We start from the raw sequence: 18,737 nt of genomic DNA on the forward strand, positions 1-18,737 counted from the left end.
GCTGTGGGGACCGAGGACGACGCCGTGGGGACCGAGGACGCCGGGGGCGCGACCGGCACCACCCGGCCGCCCGGTCCCGCGCGACCCGGCGACCGGCGACGCGGGCGCCTGCGCGTCTACCTGGGCGCGGCGCCCGGCGTCGGCAAGACGTACGCGATGCTCGACGAGGGCCGGCGACGCCGCGACCGGGGCGTGGACCTCGTCGTCGGCCTCGTCGAGACGCACGGCCGGCAGCACACCGCCGCGCTGCTCGGCGGCATGGAGGTCGTCCCGCGCCGCACGGTGCGCCACCGCGGCACGGAGGTCACCGAGCTCGACGTCGACGCCGTCCTGGCGCGCGCCCCCGGGGTGGCGCTCGTCGACGAGCTCGCGCACACCAACGCCCCGGGCAGCGAGCGCGCCAAGCGGTGGCAGGACGTCGAGGAGCTGCTGCGCGCGGGCATCGACGTGGTCACGACCGTCAACGTCCAGCACCTCGAGAGCCTGAACGACGTCGTCGAGTCGATCACCGGCGTCCGCCAGCAGGAGACCGTGCCGGACCAGGTCGTCCGGCACGCCGACCAGATCGAGCTGGTCGACATGAGCCCCGAGGCGCTGCGGCGCCGCCTCGCGCACGGCAACGTCTACCAGGCCGACACGGTCGACGCGGCACTCGCCAGCTACTTCCGCGTCGGCAACCTCACGGCGCTGCGCGAGCTCGCGCTGCTGTGGACCGCGGACCGCGTCGAGGACACCCTCGAGACCTACCGGCACCAGCACGGCATCCGTGACTCGTGGCCGACGCGCGAGCGGATCGTCGTCGCCGTGACCGGCGGCCCCGAGAGCGAGACCCTCGTGCGCCGGGCCGCCCGGATCGCGCAGCGCACCAGCGGCACCGAGGTGCTCGCGCTGCACGTGCTGCGCGGGGACGGCCTCGCGGGCGTCGCCCCGGAGGCGCTGGCGGGGCTCCGCACCCTCGTCGAGTCGCTCGGGGGCACCTGGCACGCGGTCCTCGGCGACGACGTCGCCGAGGCGGTCCTGGACTTCGCCCGCGGCGTGAACGCGACGCAGGTCGTCCTCGGCGTGACCCGCCGCACCCGCCTGGCGGCCGTGCTGTCGCCCGGCATCGGGTCGCGCGTCGTCCACGGGTCCGGCGACATCGACGTCCTCATCGTCACGCACGAGGGCGCGTCCCACCGGCGTCGCCCCCCGCCGCGTCGCGGTGCGCTGAGCCGGCGGCGGCTGGCCGGCGGGTGGGTGCTCGCGGCGCTCGGACCGGGCCTGCTGTCGCTGGCGGTGCGCGCGGCCGACGGGCCCGGCGGGCTGTCGCTCGTGCTCATGCTCTTCCTCGCACTGACCGTGGGCGTGGCCCTGGTCGGCGGGCTGGCCCCCGCGCTCGCGGCCGCACTCGTGGGCGGCCTGCTGAGCAACTACCTGTTCGCGCCACCCGTCGGCACGTGGACCATCGCCGAGCCGCAGAACGCCCTCGCGATCGTCGTGCTCGTCGCGGTGGCGGTCGCCGTGTCGGCCGTCGTCGACCTCGCCGCGCGTCGGACGCTCGAGGCCGCGCGCAGCCGCGCCGAGGCGGGCGCGCTGACGACGATCGCGGGGACGGTCCTGCGCGGCGGGGACGACGCGGTCCCGGTGATGCTGGAGCAGCTGCGCGAGTCCCTGCAGCTGCGCGGCGTGACCCTGCTGCGGCGCGACGGGGACACGTGGCGGGAGGGTGCGTCGGCCGGGACCGCCGGGACGGACGCGACGGCCGGGACGGACGCCGCCGACGTCCACACCGTCCACGTGTCCGACGACCTCGCGCTCGCGCTCGCAGGCCCCGCGCCCTCGCCGCAGGGGTACCGGCTCGCCGGGGCCGTCGGCCAGCACGTGCAGGCCGCGCTCGAGCGGGACCGTCTGGGCACCGAGGCCCGGGCGACGCGCCAGGAGCGGGAGCGCGGGGCCATGCGCACCGCGCTGCTCGCGGCGGTGTCGCACGACCTGCGCACGCCGCTCGCGTCCATCAAGGCCGGCGTCACGGCGCTGCGGACCAGCGGCGAGATGATCCCGCCGACGGAGCAGGCCGAGCTCCTCGCCGACGTCGACCACGAGGCCGACCGGCTGCAGCTGCTCATCGACAACCTGCTGGACATGAGCCGCCTCGACATCGGCGCCGTCGCGCCACGCCGGGAGCGGGTCGCGCTGGACGAGCTGGTGCCGCGGGCTGTCGACGCCGTGCCCGACGGCGGCGTCGTCATCGACGTCCCCGAGACGTTGCCGCTGGTGGACGCCGACGCGGGGCTGCTCGAGCGCGCGCTGGCGAACGTCGTCGAGAACGCCGTCCGGTACAGCCCGCCCGGGTCGCCGCCGACCGTGCAGGCGCAGTGCGTGGGCCCGGACCTCGTCGTGCGCGTCGTCGACCGCGGGCCGGGGGTGCCCGACGACCGCAAGGCGCAGATGTTCGGCGCGTTCCAGCGCCTGGGCGACACCCCGCAGGGGCATGGCGTCGGCCTCGGCCTGGCGGTCGCGCGGGGGTTCGTCGAGGCGAACGGCGGCACGCTGGACGCCGAGGACACGCCCGGCGGCGGGCTGACGATGGTGCTGACGCTGCCGTTGCCGCAGGCTGGCGAGCCGGCCCCGGACCCCTCAGGAGCGACGACGTGAGCGACCGCGTGCTGATCGTCGAGGACGAGCCCGCGCTCGCCCGCGCGCTGGCCGTGACCCTGCGCGCCCACCGCTACGAGACGACGGTGGCGCACACCGGCGCCGCCGCGCTCGACGCGGTGGCGACCTGGCACCCCGACCTCGTCGTCCTCGACCTCGGCCTGCCCGACCTCGACGGGATGGACGTCCTGCGGACCGTCCGGGGGTGGTCGTCGGTGCCCGTGGTGGTGCTGTCCGCGCGGCAGACGAGCGACGACAAGGTCGAGGCGCTCGACGCCGGTGCCGACGACTACGTGACCAAGCCGTTCGGCATGGACGAGCTCCTCGCGCGCCTGCGTGCCGCCGCCCGTCGCGGGCGCACCGACGAGGCGCCGCCGGTCGTCGTGACGGCCGCGTTCACCGTGGACCTCGCGGAGCGCCGCGTCCGCCGGGCCGACGGGCAGGACGTGCGGCTCACCCCCACCGAGTGGCACATGCTCGAGGTCCTCGCCCGGCACGTCGGCAAGGTCGTCGGGCGCCGCGAGCTGCTGCAGGAGCTGCGTGGCCCCCACCTGGACCGCGAGACCCACTACCTGCGCGTGTACCTGGCCCAGCTGCGCCGCAAGCTCGAGCCGGACCCCACCCACCCCCGCCACCTGATCACGGAACCGGGCCGCGGCTACCGCCTGGAACCGTGACCGATGCAGGAGTGGTCAGATGTGCGCCCACTTCCTTGATGGGGCCCAGCACGTGTGACCACTTCCGGGCGGTGCGAGGCGGACGCCGTGCTACCGCTCGCCCAGATGAGAGAACCCTCACCCGTTGGGGTGAAGAGTGCATCGGGACCGGCCGCGGGGCGGCATGCTGGGGGCCCGGGCGATTCGTCCGGAACGACCGATACCGGCGACGGGAGGGGCAGCAGTGCTCGAGCAGCCGTGGCCGCCCCCCGCGACCGGGCCCCAGCAGCCGCGCGACGCGCACGGGTCCCTGTGGGCGAACGACGTGCGTCGCGCCCGCCGCCGCCCCGTCCGTCCCGTCCGTCCCGCGTCGTCGGACGTGCGCCCGGACGTCGCGTGGACCGACCTGACCGGCGGTGCCCCGGCGACGTGGCGCCGCACACCCGACGAGGGCCGTGAGCTCGACACGCGGACCGCCGACGGCGCCGAGCGGGAGCGCGCGGCGCGGCCGCGACCGCTGCCGGCCCGGTGGGTGCCGCAGGAGGAGTGGATCCCGGACCCGTCGCCGTCGCCGGAGCAGCGCTGGACGCCCGAGCAGGACTGGATGAGCGTGTTCTCCGAGGCGAGTGCCGCCGACGTCGCGGCGCCGCCGGTCGGCAGGTCCCACGCGCAGGGCTGGGCGGTGCTCGGCGCGGCGGTGCTGCCGCTGCTGCTCGTCGTGGCGTTCGTCGTCTCGCTGCTCTGACCTGCTGCGACCGGCTCCGACCTGCTGCGACGTCGGCGGTTACGGTGGAGGCGTGAGCGACGCGAGCACGTCCGGACCCACGGCGGCCCCCGACGCCGAGCTGCGCACCGACGGCGAGCGGCGGACCGTCGAGGCCCTCGACGCGGCAGGCGTGGCCTACGTGCGCACCCGGCACGGGCGGGTGGGGTCGCTCGCGGAGGCCGCCGCGGCCCGCGGGATCGACCCGGCCGACCTCCTCAAGACGATCGTCGTGCGGCGCGGCGACGACGACTACCTGCTCGTGCTGCTGCCGGGCGACCGGACGATCTCCTGGCCGCTGCTGCGTGCGCTGCTGGGCGTCAGCCGGCTGTCGATGCCGGACGCGGCGGTCGCCCGCGACGTCACGGGGTTCGAGCGCGGCACCATCACGCCGTTCGGGACGACGCGCACGTGGCCGGTGGTCGTGGACGCGCGCGCCGCGGGTCGACGGGTGTCGATCGGCGGGGGCGGGCACGGCGTCGGGATCGAGCTCGCGGTCGACGACCTGGTCCGCGTGCTCGGGGCCGCGGTCGCGGACGTCAGCGAGGACGGCTGAGCGCGCCCGGCGCTACGTCTTCCCCAGGGCATCCCCAGGTCATGTCCAGGTCAAATGCAGGCGGTCGAAGGTAAGGTGTCGGTACTGCGTCGACCTGGACGCGGTTCGGCGCAGCGTCGCGCAGGCTCGCCGCGCCGATGTCGGTGGCGATGGGTACCGTCGTCCCGCCCGCCGCACCCGGTACGACGACGTGCCGACCCGAGGCAACGAGGAGCGCGAACGCCACCATGACCGAGCTGACCGCACACGTCGAGCGCACGCCGGAGCCCGCGGACGACGAGATCCGCGTCGAGCACCGAGCAGGTCGAGCCGTCGTCTGCCTGGTCGGGGAGATCGACGCGTCGCTGCGCGAGTCCGCGTCGGCGTCGATGGGGATCGCGCTCATGAGCGGCCTGCCGCTGCTCGTCGACGCGTCGGCCGCGACCTTCATCGACTCGTCCGGCATCGCGTTCGTCCTGCAGCTCCACCTCGCGGCGTCGGAGGCGGGCGTCGACCTCACGCTGCACGACCCGCACCGCGTGCTGCGCGACCTGCTCGAGATGGTCGGGATGGGCGGCGAGATCCCCGACGACGAGTGAGCCGGGCGCCGCGGGTCGTCCGCGGCGATGTCGGAGGGCTCGGTTACGTTCGCGGCATGCGGTTGCTGCACACGTCGGACTGGCACCTGGGCCGGACCCTGCACGGGGTCGACCTGCTCGACCACCAGGCCGCCTCCCTGGACCACCTGGTCGACGTGGCGCGGTCCGAGCAGGTCGACGCGGTCGTCGTCGCGGGTGACGTGTACGACCGCGCGATCCCGCCCGTGGAGGCCGTGACGCTGCTGTCGGAGACCCTCGCGCGGCTCGCGGAGCACACGACCGTCGTCGTGACGTCGGGCAACCACGACTCCGCGACGCGGCTGGGGTTCGGGGCCGCGCTCATGCGGGAGCGGGTGCGGCTGCGCACGCGCGTCGCGTCGCTCGCCGAGCCGGTCGTGGTGGGGGACGTGCTCGTCTACGGCCTGCCGTACCTCGACCCCGACGTGTGCCGGGCCGAGCTCGCCGACGTCGCGCCCGACGGCACGCGCACGCTGCTGGCCCGGTCGCACCAGGCCGTCACGGCCGCGGCGATGACGCGCGTGCGCGCCGACGTCGGGTCCCGGCGGGGCGGCGCACGGCCGAGGGTGGTCGTCGCGGCGCACGCGTTCGTCGTCGGCGGCCGCGCGAGCGAGTCGGAGCGTGACATCCGCGTCGGGGGCGTCGACCACGTGCCCGCCGACGTGTTCGCCGGCGCCGACTACGTCGCCCTGGGGCACCTGCACGGCCCGCAGGTCGTCCACGGGCCGGCCGGGACCGTGCTGCGGTACTCCGGGTCACCGCTCGCGTACTCCTTCTCCGAGCAGCACCAGACCAAGTCGTCGGTCCTGGTGGACCTGTCCGGCGACCAGCCGGTGACGACCCTCGTGCCCGCACCGGTGCCGCGGCGCCTGGTCGACGTCACGGGCACCCTGGAGGACCTGCTCGGCGCCGCGGGCGAGCCCCACGTCGACGACTGGGCGCGCGTCACGGTGACCGACGTGACGCGTCCCGCAGACCTGTTCCGACGCGTGCGGCAGCGGTTCGCGCACGCGCTGGTCGTGCAGCACCGACCCGAGCGCCCCGACGAGGCGGCGCCCCGGCCGGTGCTCGTGACGTCGGCCGCCGACCCCGTGCAGGTCGCCGCCGACTTCGTCGCGCACGTCACCGGCGTCGCTCCGACCGCAGCCGAGCGCCGGGCGCTGCGCGACGCGCACGAGCACGTCGCCGCCGCGGAACGGAGCGCCTGATGCACCTGCGCTCGCTCACCGTGCAGGCCATCGGCCCGTTCGCGGACCGGCACACCGTCGACCTCGACGCCCTCGGCTCGTCCGGCCTGTTCCTGCTCGAGGGGCCCACGGGCTCGGGCAAGTCGACGCTCATCGACGCCGTCGTGTTCGCCCTGTACGGCAAGGTCGCCGGCGCCGACGCGTCGGACGAGCGGCTGCGGTCCGCGTACGCGCCCGACGACGTCGAGAGCGTCGTCGACCTCGTCTTCGAGGTGCCGTCGGGCCTGTACCGGGTCCGTCGCACGCCCGCGTACCAGCGCGCCAAGCGGCGCGGCGCGGGCACGACGACCGCGCAGGCGAGCGTCAAGGCGTGGCGGCTGCCCGCCGACGCCGACGTGCCCGGCGGGCCCGACGCGCTCGACGGCGTCGGCGTGCTGCTCGGCACACGACTCGACGAGGTCGGGCTCGAGCTGCAGCGGGCCGTCGGCCTGGACCGCACGCAGTTCGTCCAGACGGTCGTGCTGCCGCAGGGCGAGTTCGCGCGGTTCCTGCGCGCCACCGGCGAGGAGCGCCGGGTCCTGCTGCAGAAGATCTTCGGTACCCAGGTCTACGAGCAGATGCAGCAGCGGCTCGCGGCGCGCCGGGCCGAGGCGGCGCGCACCGTCGACGCCGCGCGCACCCGACTCGGGGAGTCGGTCGCGCACCTGCTCGGCGCGTGCGCGCTCGACGCCGACGAGCAGGCAGCGGCGCGCGCGGCGCTCGACGAGGCTGTCGTCGGGACGCCCGTCGCGGAGCGCGTCGCCGCGGTCGTGGTCGCCACCACCGCCGCGCTCGACGCCGCCGCGGACGCGCTCGCGCTCGACGCGGCCGCCGCCCGCTCGACGTGGGACGCCGCGCGGGCCGCCCACGAGCACGCCCGCGGGACCGCGGCCCTCGCGGCCCGCCGCGTGGCGCTCCGCACCGAGCGCACCCTCCTCGACGCCGCGGCCGGTCTGCACGAGGACGAGGTGCGCCGGCTCGGGCTCGCCCGGTCGGCCGCCGCCGTGCGCCCGCTGCTCACGGGCTGGCGTGACGCGTGCACGGCGCACGACGCCGCCGCGAAGTCCCTGGTCGCGTCGGCCGACGGTGCCCCCGCCGACCTGCTGCCCGTCGGCGGCAGGCTCGGCCGCGCCGCCGGGGCCGACCCGGCCGACCCGGGCGCCCCGCTCGACCCGGCCGCCGCGCTCGACCCGGCCGCCCTCGCCGACGGACCCGGCACGTCGGCGCTCGACGCCTGGCGTCCGCACCTGCGCGCCGAGCGCGACGCCGCCGCGGACGCCGCTGCCACGCTGCGCCGCGCGGTGGACCTCGAGGCCGGGCTCGTCGAGCGCCGCCGCGCCGTCCGGGACCTCGCCGCCGTGCTGGACGACCTGCGGGCCGAGGTCGACGCCGCCGGCGCCTGGCTCGCCGAGCGTCCGGCGGGCCGCGCGGCCCTCGACCAGGAGCGGGACGCGGCGCGCGCCCGCGCCGGTCGCGCCGACGCCGCCGACGCCGCACGGGCGGCCGCGCGCGTCCTCGTCGCCGACGTGCGCGCCCTCGCCACCGCCCGCTCCGACCTCGCCCGGGCCCAGGCCGCGGTGGCGGCTGCGGCGGACGAGGCGCTGGGCGCGCTCGCGACGGAGTCCGCCCTGCGCGCCGCACGGGTCGCCGGTCTCGCCGGGGAGCTCGCCGACGGCCTCGCCCCCGGCGACGCGTGCCCGGTGTGCGGCGCGTGCGACCACCCCGCGCCCGCGTCCGTCGGGGCGGACCACGTCACGGCCGAGCAGGTCCTGGCCGCGGAGCAGGCGCGGGCCGCGGCCGAGGCCCGGGTCGCCGAGGCGGCTGCGCTCCGCGCGGGCCTGGTCGAACGCGTCGACGGCCTGGTCGCGCGCACCGGCGAGCACGACGCCGCATCGGCCGCCGCCCTGCTGCAGGCGGCGCAGGACGAGGTCTCCGCGGTCACCGCCGCAGTCGCCCGGTGCACCGAGGTCGACGCGCTGATCGCGGCGCACGACGCCGCCACGCGTCGCCGGGAGCACGTGCGCGACGAGGTGCTCGCGCAGGTCCGGGGCGCCGAGCTCACCCTCGAGACCGAGCGCGACGCGCTGGGCCGCGCCGAGGCGGACGTGGTCGAGGCTCGCGGCGAGCACCCGACGGTCGCTGCGCGCCACGCCGGCCTCGACGCGCGGGCCCGGCAGGCAGCCGACCTGCTCGACGCGCTCGACGCCGAGCGCGCGGCCGCCGCCGACGCGGGTCGGCGCCTGTGCGAGCTGGACGCGGCACTCGCCGAGCACGGCTTCGCCACCGCCGCCGCGGCGCACGCCGCCTGGTGCCGCCCGGACGACCTGGCGGCCCTCGAGCGCCGCGTCGTCGCGCACGCCGCCGACGTCGCGCGCGTCGCCGCCGGCCTGTCCGCCCCGGACCTCGCGGACCTGCCGGAGGACCTCGAGGTCGACGTCGTCGGTGCGCAGGCCGCGGAGGTCACGGCCCGGCGGGCCGCCGCCGAGGTCGAGGGACGCGCCCACGTCACCGCGTCCCGTGCCGAGGCCGCGGGCGAGGCCGCCGGGCGCGTCCGGCAGGCCGCCGACGCGCTGGACGACGCGGTCGCCGCCGCCGCGCCGGTCACGCGCATGGCGAACCTCGCGTCCGGCACGGGACCCGACAACCCGCACGCGCTCTCGCTGGCGACCTACGTGCTCGGCCGACGCTTCGAGGACGTCGTCGCGGCGGCCAACGAGCGGCTCGCGGTGATGTCCGACGGTCGGTTCGAGCTCGTCCGGTCCGACGAGAAGGAGGACGTCCGCGCCCGCGCGGTCGGGCTCGCGATGCGGGTCGTCGACCACCGCACCGAGCGCGCCCGCGACCCGCGCACACTCTCGGGCGGGGAGACGTTCTACGTCTCGCTGTGCCTCGCGCTCGGCATGGCCGACGTCGTCACGGCCGAGGCCGGGGGCGTCGAGCTGGGCACCCTGTTCGTCGACGAGGGCTTCGGTGCGCTCGACCCGCACGTCCTCGACCAGGTCCTCGCCGAGCTGGGCCGGCTGCGGCACGGCGGACGCGTCGTCGGCATCGTGTCCCACGTCGAGGCGCTGAAGCAGGCCGTCGCGGACCGCATCGAGGTCCGGCCGACACCCGCCGGCCCGAGCACCCTCACGGTCCTGGCGGGCTGACCGCCCTCACCACGTCCGCCCTCACCACGTCCGCCCTCACCACGTCCAGCCTCGTTCGGTGAGCGCGACCTCCTCGCGGAATCTCTCCTGCGGGTCACCCTTCGCCGCCGGGAGCACCTCGACCCCCGCCATCCGGCACGCCTCGGCGAGCAGCTGGTCGTAGGCGAGCTGCGAGGCGATGATCCGCTCGGCGCGCGCGAACGTGCGGTCGTCACCCTCCAGGCGTTGCACGTGGGTCGCGACCGCCCCCAGGCGCTCCTGCACGCGCAGCGTGAGGAAGGGGTCGTACGGCTCGGCGTGCCGGCGGCGCAGGTGGTCGGCGACGACGTCGAGCCGCTCGGCCAGCGCGACCCGCCACCGCGGCGGCTCGTCCGGTGAGGGGAACATCGCCCAGACGGCGCAGAAGATCGCGGCGGGTGCCACCAGGGCGAGGAAGAGGAGAGCCCAGATCATCGCGCGTCCTCCGTTGGGCGTGGCACGAGCCTAGGCACTTGCTGTGACGTACGCCACAGGAATCACGTCCCCGGGCGGCGGCCGCGGCCGGTGCACCTGGGCGTCGCCCGGGTCCGCCGCCTACGGTGGGCACCGGACGCGGTGGTGACGACGACGGACAGGACACGCATGGGTGCGAAAGGGCTGGTCACGGGCGTCGTCGCGCTCGGGCTCGTGGCGGTGGGGGCGTACGTCGCCGACGGGTACGCGCGCGGCAACGCCGAGGACCAGGCGGCGGCGGTCGTGACGCAGCAGCTGCAGGTCGACGGCACGCCGGACGTGCAGATCGCCGGGTTCCCGTTCCTCACCCAGCTGCTCGCCCGGTCCCTCGACGACGTGACGGCCACCGCGCCGGGTGTCGTGCTCGACGGCATCGCCGCGACGGACGTCACGGTCGACGCGCACGACGTCTCCCTGGACGCTCCCTACCGCGTCGGCTCGGTGCTGATCGAGGCGACCGTGGCGACCGCGTCCGTCCAGGAGATCGTGTCCGAGCGCACGTCGCTCGAGCTCGCGGTCGACGGCGACGTCCTGCGGGCCGCGGGCGACCTGTTCGGCATGCCGCTCACGGCCGGGCTCGTGCCGCGCGTCGAGGCGGGTCGGCTGCTGGTCGACGTCCAGGACGTCACCCTGGGGGCCGCGACCCTGCGGCTCGAGCAGCTGCCGGGCGACGTCGCCGAGCAGCTCGTGGGGATCGAGGTGCCGCTCGAGGGTCTGCCCGCCGGGGTCGTCCTGGAACGGGCCGTCGTCGTGCCGGACGGGGTGCGGTTCACCGCCGCCGGCGCCGACGTCGTGCTGGAGCAGGCGCCGTGAGCGCGGCCGGCATGACGGGCCTCGCGGCGCTGGTCGCGACGAGCGCGGCACCGGGGACGTCGGGCGGTGTCGCGGGGCTGTGGGAGCAGGTCACCACCCCGCAGCCTGCGCCGGAGCGCGTCACCGTCCTCGTCGTGGGGGTCGTGGTGCTCGTCGCCCTGACCGTGCCCGGCGTGTGGCACCTGCTGCGGCACGGTCTGACGATCGTCCACGAGGCCGCTCACGCCGCGGTCGCGGTGCTGGTCGGGCGTCGCCTGTCGGGCATCCGCGTGCACTCCGACACGTCCGGGCTGACCGTCTCGCGGGGGAAGCCGCGCGGGCCGGGCATGGTCGCCACCGTCGCCGCGGGCTACCCGGGGCCCGCGGTGCTGGGCCTGGCGGCCGCGTGGCTGCTGTCCCGCGGCTACGCGCTCGGCGTGCTGTGGCTCCTGCTGCTCCTCCTCGCGCTCGTGCTGTTGCAGATCCGCAACTGGTACGGGCTGTGGGCGGTGCTCGTCAGCGGCGCGGTCCTGGTCGCCGTGACGGTGTGGGCACCGACGCAGGTGCAGACCGTGGTCGCCGCCGGGCTCACGTGGTTCTTCCTGCTGGGGGCGCCGCGCGCGGTGCTCGAGATGCAGACCCAGCGGCGGCGGGTGCGGCGGCGCGGCATGCGCGACGAGTCCGACGCGGGACTCCTGGCTGGTCTGACGCACGTGCCCGCCGTCGTGTGGGTCGGGGTGTTCCTGCTCGTCTGCGGTGCGCTCCTCGTGCTCGGCGGGGCGTGGCTGCTGGCGGCGTGGCCGTCGGTCTGAATCACCCGCCCGCCTTGTGGTGGTGTGCCCCGATGTGGGCCGTCATGACCGCAGAATTCGAGGCTCGCACGAGTCGGACAAGCGTCCAGCCTCTGCGATAGTGAAGTGGTGCCCACTCCTCCCGACGCCGAGCCGCGTTCGGGGCGCAACGAGTCCCTGTCACTGCGACGCGCCCTCGCCCTGCTCGACGTGTGCGCTCAGGACTCCGACCCCAGTGGCCTGACCGCCGCCGAGATCGGCCGACGCCTCGGCGTCCACAAGTCCACGGTCCTGCGGCTGGCGACCCCCCTGCTGGAGTCCGAGCTGCTGCGCCGTGACGACACGAGCGGCCGGTTCCGCCTCGGTGCCGGCGCGCTGCGCCTGGGCCACGCGTACCTCGCCGGCCTCGACATCGAGTCCGCCGCCGCGGCCTCCCTGGACGACCTCGCCCGCACCAGCGGCTGCGTGTCGCTGCTCGCGGTGCCGGACGGGCTCCATGCCCGGCTCGTCGGTCACCGCGTCGCCTCCGGTCTCGGCCGCATGCCCGGGCGGCTGCCCGCGAACGTGCCGCTGCACTGCACCGCGACGGGCAAGGCGATCCTGTCGGTCGCGGGCCAGTCCGTCGTCGAGCGCACCGTCGCCGGCGGCCTGCGCCCCGCGACGTCGCGCTCCATCACCGACGCCGGTGAGCTGCGGGCCGAGCTGGTCCGCACCCGGCGCCGTGGCTTCGCCGTCGACGACCGCGAGTTCGACCCCGACGTGCGCGCGGTCGCCGCGCCCGTGCTCGACCACACCGGCGGCGTGGTCGGTGCGCTGGCCATCGTCGGGCCTGCCGCGCGCATGCCCACCGCCGCGGTGCAGGAGCACGCGCGCGCCGTCGTCCTGGCCGCGCGCGCCGTGACGCGTCGCCTCGGCGGTGCCGGTGCCGGGCACGCGTGGGCCGACGCGGCGAGCGGCGCGACGCGGGAGCAGCGCGGCGCCTGACGTCGGCGCGGCGCCCGTCGTCGGGACCCTGCGCTCACCGTCGTCGTGCTCGGCGCTGCCGCGCCCTCACCGAGCCACGACGCACCGGTCGATCTCGCGCGTCAGCGCGTCGTGCTCGGCCTGGGTGACCCACAGGCCGTAGGCGGCCTTGACCATGCTCTGCCGCAGCGCGTACGCGCACCGGTAGCCCCGGTTGGGCGGGAGCCACGTGGCCGCGTCGCTCGCGCCCTTGCTCTGGTTGGTGGGCCCGTGGACGGCGAGCAGGTTCGCGGGGTCGTTCGCGAAGGCGGTGCGCTGCTCGTCGGTCCAGCCCTGCGCGCCCTTCTGCCAGGCGTCGGACAGTGCGATCACGTGGTCGATCTGCACCTCGGACGACCGCTCGCCGCGCTCGAAGTCGATCGACCGGGCCGTGTACGGGTCGTCCAGGGTGCCGGTCAGCACCACGCAGTCGTGCGTGCCGGGCTTCAGGGTGATGTCGAGGAGGTCGCGGCGCAGCATGTCGTTGCGGGTGTCGCAGCCGTTGCGGTCGACGTCGGCCCACGCCTGGCCGAACTCGTCGCGGTCGTAGCCGGTCCGCGGCGCCCGTCCCTTGACGACGAGCGCGTCGAGCGCCGTCCGCCCCGCCGCGAGGTCCTGCGCGGTGACGGGGTACTGGGCCGTCGTGCGGGCGTCCAGCCAGACGGGCGCACCGAGCCCGACCGCCAGCGCGGCCACGAGCAGGACCGCCCAGGACCGCGGGTTGCGCCCGCTGCGGCGCGCGGCCTGGCGCAGGATGTCGTCCGTCGAGGTCACGGGGAGCACCCTGCCGCACAGGGGGGACAAACCGGGGCACCACACGCCCGGACGGTGACGGCCGCCTGCGCCGACGGGGCTGTGGTCGGCTCACCGCGCCGGCTGTCGCGCCGACCCCCCGTCAGTCGCGCGGCTCGGCCGGACGCGCCTCGTGACCCGGCCGGCCGTGGGTGCGCTCGCGCTCCTTGAGCTGCGCCTCGTACACGTGCCGCCGCCCGGCGGTCAGCTCGTCGCGCACCTGCTGCTCGGCCTGCGCGAACGCCCGGTGGTACCCGTCGTCGAACTCCTCGATCATCTGGAACGTCCAGCGTCCCGGCAGCACGTTGCGCCCGACCACCTCGGCGCGGACCCGGTCGGCCAGCTCGCCGTGCCCGGCGGCCTCGAGGTCGTCCAGGGCCTCCTGCAGCTCGAGGTCGGCCCGGCCGATCAGCCGGTGGAACGCGTAGAGCATCCCGCGCGCGTGCTCGACGACCTCGAACGCCGCCGTCACCCCGCCGACCGCCGCCACCGTCGCGTCGTCCACGCCCGCGGGTGGGACGTGCCGGTCGTCGGGTCCGTCGTCGGCTGCGCGTCCCGCGGTGTCGTCCATCCACCCACCATGCCGAGCGGTGAGGGGACGCGCACGCCGGGCGGCGCCGCACGCACGGGGCCCGCACCAGGACGAACGTCCGGTGGCCGGCCGGGGTGGCGCACGCCATGCTCTCGGGGTCGGCCGACGGGGCCAGCGAGGGGGAGGACGATGACGGCAGCGGACGCACGGCGGCCCACGCGGGCACCGCGCAGCATCATGCGACGCCGGTCGGTCGAGGACTCCCTCGCCGTCGTCGACGACCCGGAGCGGCAGCTGCGGCGCACGCTCGGTGCGTGGGACCTCGCGGTGATGGGTGTCGCGGTCGCGGTCGGCGCCGGCATCTTCTCGGTCGGGGCCACGGCGGCGGCGGACCACGCGGGCCCGGCGGTGATCGTCTCGTTCGTCGTCGCCGCGTTCGTGTGCGCGCTGGCGATCATGTGCTACGCCGAGTTCGCGTCGACGATGCCCGTGGCGGGCTCGGCGTACACGTACTCCTACACGACGATGGGCGAGTTCGTCGCGTGGATCATCGGGTGGGACCTCATCCTCGAGATGCTCCTGGCCTCGGCCGTGATCGCGAAGTTCTGGGGCGTGTACCTGTCGGACGCGTTCGCGCTGTTCGGGTTCGACGTGCCGGCGACGGTCGCGGTCGGTGGTGCCGACGTCGCGTGGGGGCCGGTCCTCGTCGTCGCGGTGTTCACCGCGCTGCTCGCCGTCGGCACGCGCCTGAGCTCACGGGTGAACAGCGTGTTCACCCTCCTCAAGGTCGGCATCACGGTCTTCGTCATCGTGGCCGGGTTCTTCTACGTCAAGGCCGAGAACTGGACGCCGTTCGTCCCGCCGTCGCAGCCCGCCCCCGAGGGGACCAGCGCGCTGCACCAGCCGCTGACCGGGTTCCTGCTCGGGTTCGACCCCAGCATGTACGGCGTCATGGGGATCCTGTCCGGCGCGGCGCTCGTGTTCTTCGCGTTCATCGGCTTCGACGTCGTCGCGACGACGGCCGAGGAGACCAAGGAGCCGCAGCGGGCGGTGCCGCGCGGCATCCTCGGTGGCCTGGCGCTCGTCACCGTCCTGTACATCCTGGTGACCGTGGTCGTCACGGGCATGGTCAGCTACACCGAGCTCGCCGCGTCGGACTCCCCGTCCCTGACGACCGCGTTCGTCCTCGTCGGCGCGGACTGGGCCGGGCGGGTCATCTCCGTGGGCATCCTCGTCGGCCTGACGAGCGTGCTGATGGTGCTGCTGCTGGGCCTGACGCGTGTGGTGTTCGCCATGAGCCGCGACGGGCTGCTGCCGCGCGGGATGTCCCGCACGTCGCCGCGGTTCGGCACGCCTCTGTGGCTCCAGGTGGGCACCGGCGTCGTCGTCGCCCTCATCGCCGGGCTGTCGGAGGTCGAGCTGCTGGAGGAGATGATCAACATCGGGACGCTGTCCGCGTTCGTGCTGGTCAGCTTCGGCGTCCCCCTGCTGCGCCGGTCGCGGCCGGACCTCGCGCGCGGGTTCCGGGTGCCGTTCTCGCCCGTGCTGCCGATCGTCTCCGGGGTGGCGTGCATCTGGCTGATGCTCAACCTCACGACCCTGACGTGGCTGCGGTTCCTCGCGTGGGTCGTCGTCGGGTCCGCCGTGTACTTCGGGTACTCCTACCGGCACTCCCTGCTGGGCCGCGGGGCCATGACGACGGCCTCGGCCCCTGCGCCCGCCCCGGAGCCGGACGGGCCGTGACCGCCGGGGACCACCCCGCGGACGCGCCGCGCGGGAGGCCCGCGCCGGCCTGAGACGTCGACGCGGGGTCGGTTCGATGCCCCGTCGGAGGCACCGGGCCGACCACATGCCCGGTTCGCCCGGTTGCGCGTCCACAGGGGGTCCCGGGGCCCGCCCGGGGGTGGACGGCCTGCGGCATACTGACCGCGCACCCCCCCACCGAAGGGACCCCCGTCCGTGATCGTCTTCCTCGTCATCGGGGGCATCGGCCTCGTCCTGCTGCTCGCGTCGCTGGTCTTCGGCGACGTCTTCGAGTCGTTCGACATCGGGGAGGGCGGGTTCTCCGGCATCGCCGCCGGCGTGGGCGCCGTCGTGTTCGGGGCGAGCGGTGTCATCGCGCTCTCCGCGGACCTGGCGGACGTGTGGGCGTACGTCATCGGGATCGGCTTCGCGGTGCTCGCCGCCGCGGTCTCGCAGCTCACCATCAAGCGGCTGTCCGACACCGAGGACGGGCCGCCGCCGCCGCTCGACGGCGCCTTCGGCCTGACGACCGCGACCACCGGCCCGTCGGGCGGCGAGGTCCGTCTCGAGGGCGTGCGTGACCTGGAGGCGCGCCTCGCGTGGTCCGACGAGGAGATCGCCGCCGGGACCCGCGTCGTCGTCGTCGGCGTCTCGGGATCCCGCGTGCACGTGCGACCCGTGTGACCCGCGCCACCGTCCCGTCCCACCCGCAGCACCCGCACCACGCGTCGACCTGAGCCGCACCGCGGCCCCAGCACCACCCAGGCAGCAACGACAGGAAGGGGCCCGGCCCGGCCGGGACACCATGTTCGACGGATTCCTCCAGGACGGCGCCACCGTCCTCGCCGTCGGTGCGCTGATCATCGCGTTCATCGCGGTCATCGCACTGATCACCAAGCGCATCCGGCGCGTCCCGCCCAACGAGGCGCTCATCATCGTCGGGCGTGGGGCAGGCAAGAACGCCGCTGTCGACGGTGGCCAGCGCGTCGTCGTCGGCGGACGGGTGTTCGTGTGGCCCGTGCTGCAGCAGGGCTTCCCGATCTCGCTCGAGCAGCGTCAGATCGGCATCACCGTCGAGGGCGTCGACAAGAACCGCATCAAGCTCGCCATCAAGGCGTCCATCAACTTCAAGGTCCGCGGCGACGAGGAGGGCGTGCGGCGTGCCGCCCAGCGCTTCCTCTCGCAGCAGGCGACGCTGAACGACGTCATCAAGGAGTCCCTCGAGGGCTCGCTGCGCGCCATCATCGGCGACATGACGATCGAGCAGATCATCAGCGACCGCAAGTCGCTGCAGGACGCCGTCGTCAGCTCCACCAAGTCCGACCTCGCCGAGCAGGGCCTGCAGGTCGACCTGCTCAACATCTCCGACATCTCGACGCCCGGGTCGGACTACCTGAGCAACCTCGGCCGTGCCGAGGCGGCGCGCGCCCGGCAGGTCGCCGAGGTCAAGGAGGCCGAGGCGCAGCAGGTCTCCGAGTTCGCCAAGATCCAGGCGATGGAGTCGATCGCGGAGCGGCAGCGCGACCTCGCCCTGAAGCAGGCCGGGATCAAGGCGGAGACCGACCGCGCCAACGCCGAGGCGAACGCCTCCGGTCAGCTGGCCCGCGCCGAGCAGGACAAGCTGGTCGCCCTGCAGGAGCGCGACGCGCTGGCCGAGAAGGCGAAGGTCACCGAGGAGCAGCTCGACATCGACATCCGCAAGCCGGCCGAGGCGTCCGCGTACGCCGCGGTGCAGCACGCCAACGCCGAGCGCGACGCCGCCAACGCCGCCGCCGAGGCCGACGCGTACCGCCGCATGAAGGTCGCCGAGGCCAACAAGATCGCCACGGTGCAGGACGCCGAGGCGGCCGCCGAGGCGACGATCCGCGCGGGCAACGCCGAGCGTGACCGTCAGCTCGCCGAGGCGAGCGCCGTGGAGGCGCTCGGTGCCGCCCGCGCGTCCGCGATCCGGGCCGAGGGTCTCGCGCAGGCCGACGCGACCCGCGCCCAGGCGGACGCGCTGCGCGAGCAGGGCGACGCCGTCCTCGCGCAGCAGGTCATCGCGCTGCTGCCGGAGATCGTCCGCGCGGCGGCCGAGCCCATCGGCAACATCGACCAGCTCACGGTCGTCTCGACCGACGGCGCGTCGGCCCTGACCAAGACGGTCGGCAAGGTGCTGGGCGAGGGCCAGGAGGTCATCAAGTCCCTCACGGGCCTCGACCTCAACACCCTCGTCGCGAACATCGGCTCCCAGGTCGCCGGCGGCACCGGCGGGTCCACGAAGCACCACGGCGGCTGACGGACCGGGGCCGGATCGCCCTCTCACCAGGTGGTGGGAGGGCGATCCAGCCCCGCCCTGGGCGGCAAGCGATGAGCCGGCAGGTGAGACGGGCCCGCGGCGAGACCGGCCTGAGTCAGCCTCTGGGGCTGGATGGACGACTCAGGCCGGTCTGGTCGAGGCGGCGTCTCAGGGAGCGGACCGAGGGCCGCGCGTCGACGGCGCGCTGCCGCCGCGCGATCCAGCCCGTCAGTCGGCGGGTGTGAGGACCAGCACCGGGATCTGGCGGTCGGTGCGCCGGGCGTACGCGTCGTAGTCGGGCCACGTCTCGGCGGCCCGCGCCCACCAGGTCTCACGCTCCGCGCCGGTGACCTCGCGTGCGACGTAGTCCTTGCGGGTCGGGCCGTCCTGCAGCTCGACCAGCGGGTGCGCAACCATGTTGCCGTACCAGACGGGGTGCGTCGGGGCCCCACCGAGCGACGCGACGACCGCGTACTCACCCTCGTGCTCGACGCGCATCAGCGCGGTCTTGCGGATCTTGCCGCTCTTGACCCCCAGGGTCCACAGCACGATCACGGGTCTGCCGTTCAGCGTCGTGCCCTTGGTCCCGCCGGAGCTCTCGTAGAGCTCGGCCTGCTTGCGGGCGTGGGCGGACGTGCTGGGCGCGTACTCACCGACGAGAGGCATACCCGTGCCAACGTCGTCGACGGCCGACGCCATTCCCCGCCGCCCCCCGGCACAGCCGGCGTCCACCCC

17 protein-coding genes are annotated in these 18,737 nt (G+C 75.6%); 13 read left to right on the forward strand and 4 right to left on the reverse strand.

Annotation, left to right across the window (positions count from 1 at the left end; genetic code table 11):
- The first annotated feature begins 3 nt into the window (after window positions 1–3).
- The 7 genes from OKX07_RS00705 (at window position 4) to OKX07_RS00735 (ending at window position 9,580) form a co-directional block, all read left to right on the forward strand.
- Complete coding sequence (locus OKX07_RS00705) at window positions 4–2,634, forward strand: ATP-binding protein (RefSeq protein ID WP_265629947.1); 2,631 nt, start codon at window positions 4–6, stop codon at window positions 2,632–2,634.
- Entirely contained in the window at window positions 2,631–3,311 is a 681-nt protein-coding gene (locus tag OKX07_RS00710; RefSeq protein ID WP_265629948.1) for a response regulator, read from the forward strand. The genes OKX07_RS00705 and OKX07_RS00710 overlap by 4 nt, the downstream gene beginning before the upstream one ends.
- A 223-nt stretch (window positions 3,312–3,534) precedes the next feature.
- Window positions 3,535–4,035 (forward strand): hypothetical protein, encoded by a 501-nt coding sequence (locus OKX07_RS00715; protein ID WP_265629949.1) that lies wholly within the window; start codon window positions 3,535–3,537, stop codon window positions 4,033–4,035.
- 52 nt (window positions 4,036–4,087) lie between these two features.
- Complete coding sequence (locus OKX07_RS00720) at window positions 4,088–4,609, forward strand: aminoacyl-tRNA deacylase (protein ID WP_265629950.1); 522 nt, start codon at window positions 4,088–4,090, stop codon at window positions 4,607–4,609.
- Window positions 4,610–4,836: 227 nt separating this feature from the next.
- Window positions 4,837–5,187, forward strand: a complete 351-nt coding sequence (locus OKX07_RS00725; protein WP_265629951.1) for an STAS domain-containing protein — start codon at window positions 4,837–4,839, stop codon at window positions 5,185–5,187.
- A 56-nt stretch (window positions 5,188–5,243) separates the two neighbouring features.
- On the forward strand, window positions 5,244–6,413 hold the full coding sequence (locus tag OKX07_RS00730) for an exonuclease SbcCD subunit D (RefSeq protein ID WP_265629952.1): 1,170 nt from the start codon (window positions 5,244–5,246) through the stop codon (window positions 6,411–6,413).
- Entirely contained in the window at window positions 6,413–9,580 is a 3,168-nt protein-coding gene (locus OKX07_RS00735; RefSeq protein WP_265629953.1) for an AAA family ATPase, read from the forward strand. The genes OKX07_RS00730 and OKX07_RS00735 overlap by 1 nt, the downstream gene beginning before the upstream one ends.
- Window positions 9,581–9,616: 36 nt before the next feature.
- Here the strand turns inward: OKX07_RS00735 and OKX07_RS00740 are convergent, their stop codons facing one another.
- Window positions 9,617–10,033, reverse strand: coding sequence for a hypothetical protein (locus OKX07_RS00740; RefSeq protein ID WP_265629954.1), 417 nt, complete (start codon window positions 10,031–10,033; stop codon window positions 9,617–9,619).
- 168 nt (window positions 10,034–10,201) lie between these two features.
- Between OKX07_RS00740 and OKX07_RS00745 the strand changes: the two genes are divergently transcribed.
- The 3 genes from OKX07_RS00745 to OKX07_RS00755 all read left to right on the forward strand — a co-directional run bounded on the left by OKX07_RS00745 (window position 10,202) and on the right by OKX07_RS00755 (window position 12,639).
- Complete coding sequence (locus OKX07_RS00745; RefSeq protein ID WP_265629955.1) at window positions 10,202–10,885, forward strand: DUF2993 domain-containing protein; 684 nt, start codon at window positions 10,202–10,204, stop codon at window positions 10,883–10,885.
- Window positions 10,882–11,676 carry a M50 family metallopeptidase gene (locus tag OKX07_RS00750; protein ID WP_265629956.1) on the forward strand — a complete coding sequence of 265 codons (795 nt, stop codon included), beginning with the start codon at window positions 10,882–10,884 and terminating at the stop codon, window positions 11,674–11,676. The genes OKX07_RS00745 and OKX07_RS00750 overlap by 4 nt, the downstream gene beginning before the upstream one ends.
- 108 nt (window positions 11,677–11,784) lie before the next feature.
- Complete coding sequence (locus OKX07_RS00755) at window positions 11,785–12,639, forward strand: IclR family transcriptional regulator (RefSeq protein WP_265629957.1); 855 nt, start codon at window positions 11,785–11,787, stop codon at window positions 12,637–12,639.
- Between the two features lie 66 nt (window positions 12,640–12,705).
- Here the strand turns inward: OKX07_RS00755 and OKX07_RS00760 are convergent, their stop codons facing one another.
- Together OKX07_RS00760 and OKX07_RS00765 are read right to left on the reverse strand one after the other, a co-directional pair.
- A complete protein-coding gene (locus tag OKX07_RS00760) occupies window positions 12,706–13,431 on the reverse strand; it encodes an HNH endonuclease family protein (protein WP_265629958.1) in 726 nt (241 codons plus the stop codon).
- A gap of 121 nt (window positions 13,432–13,552) precedes the next feature.
- On the reverse strand, window positions 13,553–14,020 hold the full coding sequence (locus OKX07_RS00765) for a hypothetical protein (RefSeq protein ID WP_265629959.1): 468 nt from the start codon (window positions 14,018–14,020) through the stop codon (window positions 13,553–13,555).
- Between the two features lie 150 nt (window positions 14,021–14,170).
- On the opposite strand from OKX07_RS00765, the gene OKX07_RS00770 reads away from it, so the two are divergent.
- The 3 genes from OKX07_RS00770 (at window position 14,171) to OKX07_RS00780 (ending at window position 18,002) form a co-directional block, all read left to right on the forward strand.
- Window positions 14,171–15,724 (forward strand): amino acid permease, encoded by a 1,554-nt coding sequence (locus OKX07_RS00770; RefSeq protein WP_265629960.1) that lies wholly within the window; start codon window positions 14,171–14,173, stop codon window positions 15,722–15,724.
- 216 nt (window positions 15,725–15,940) lie between these two features.
- A complete protein-coding gene (locus OKX07_RS00775) occupies window positions 15,941–16,408 on the forward strand; it encodes an NfeD family protein (protein ID WP_265629961.1) in 468 nt (155 codons plus the stop codon).
- A gap of 121 nt (window positions 16,409–16,529) precedes the next feature.
- Window positions 16,530–18,002, forward strand: a complete 1,473-nt coding sequence (locus OKX07_RS00780) for a flotillin family protein (protein ID WP_265629962.1) — start codon at window positions 16,530–16,532, stop codon at window positions 18,000–18,002.
- Window positions 18,003–18,230: 228 nt separating this feature from the next.
- Here the strand turns inward: OKX07_RS00780 and OKX07_RS00785 are convergent, their stop codons facing one another.
- Entirely contained in the window at window positions 18,231–18,668 is a 438-nt protein-coding gene (locus OKX07_RS00785) for a nitroreductase family deazaflavin-dependent oxidoreductase (protein WP_265629963.1), read from the reverse strand.
- Window positions 18,669–18,737 lie beyond the last annotated feature (69 nt).

This window comes from Cellulomonas sp. S1-8 (assembly GCF_026184235.1).
GTDB lineage: Bacteria > Actinomycetota > Actinomycetes > Actinomycetales > Cellulomonadaceae > Cellulomonas.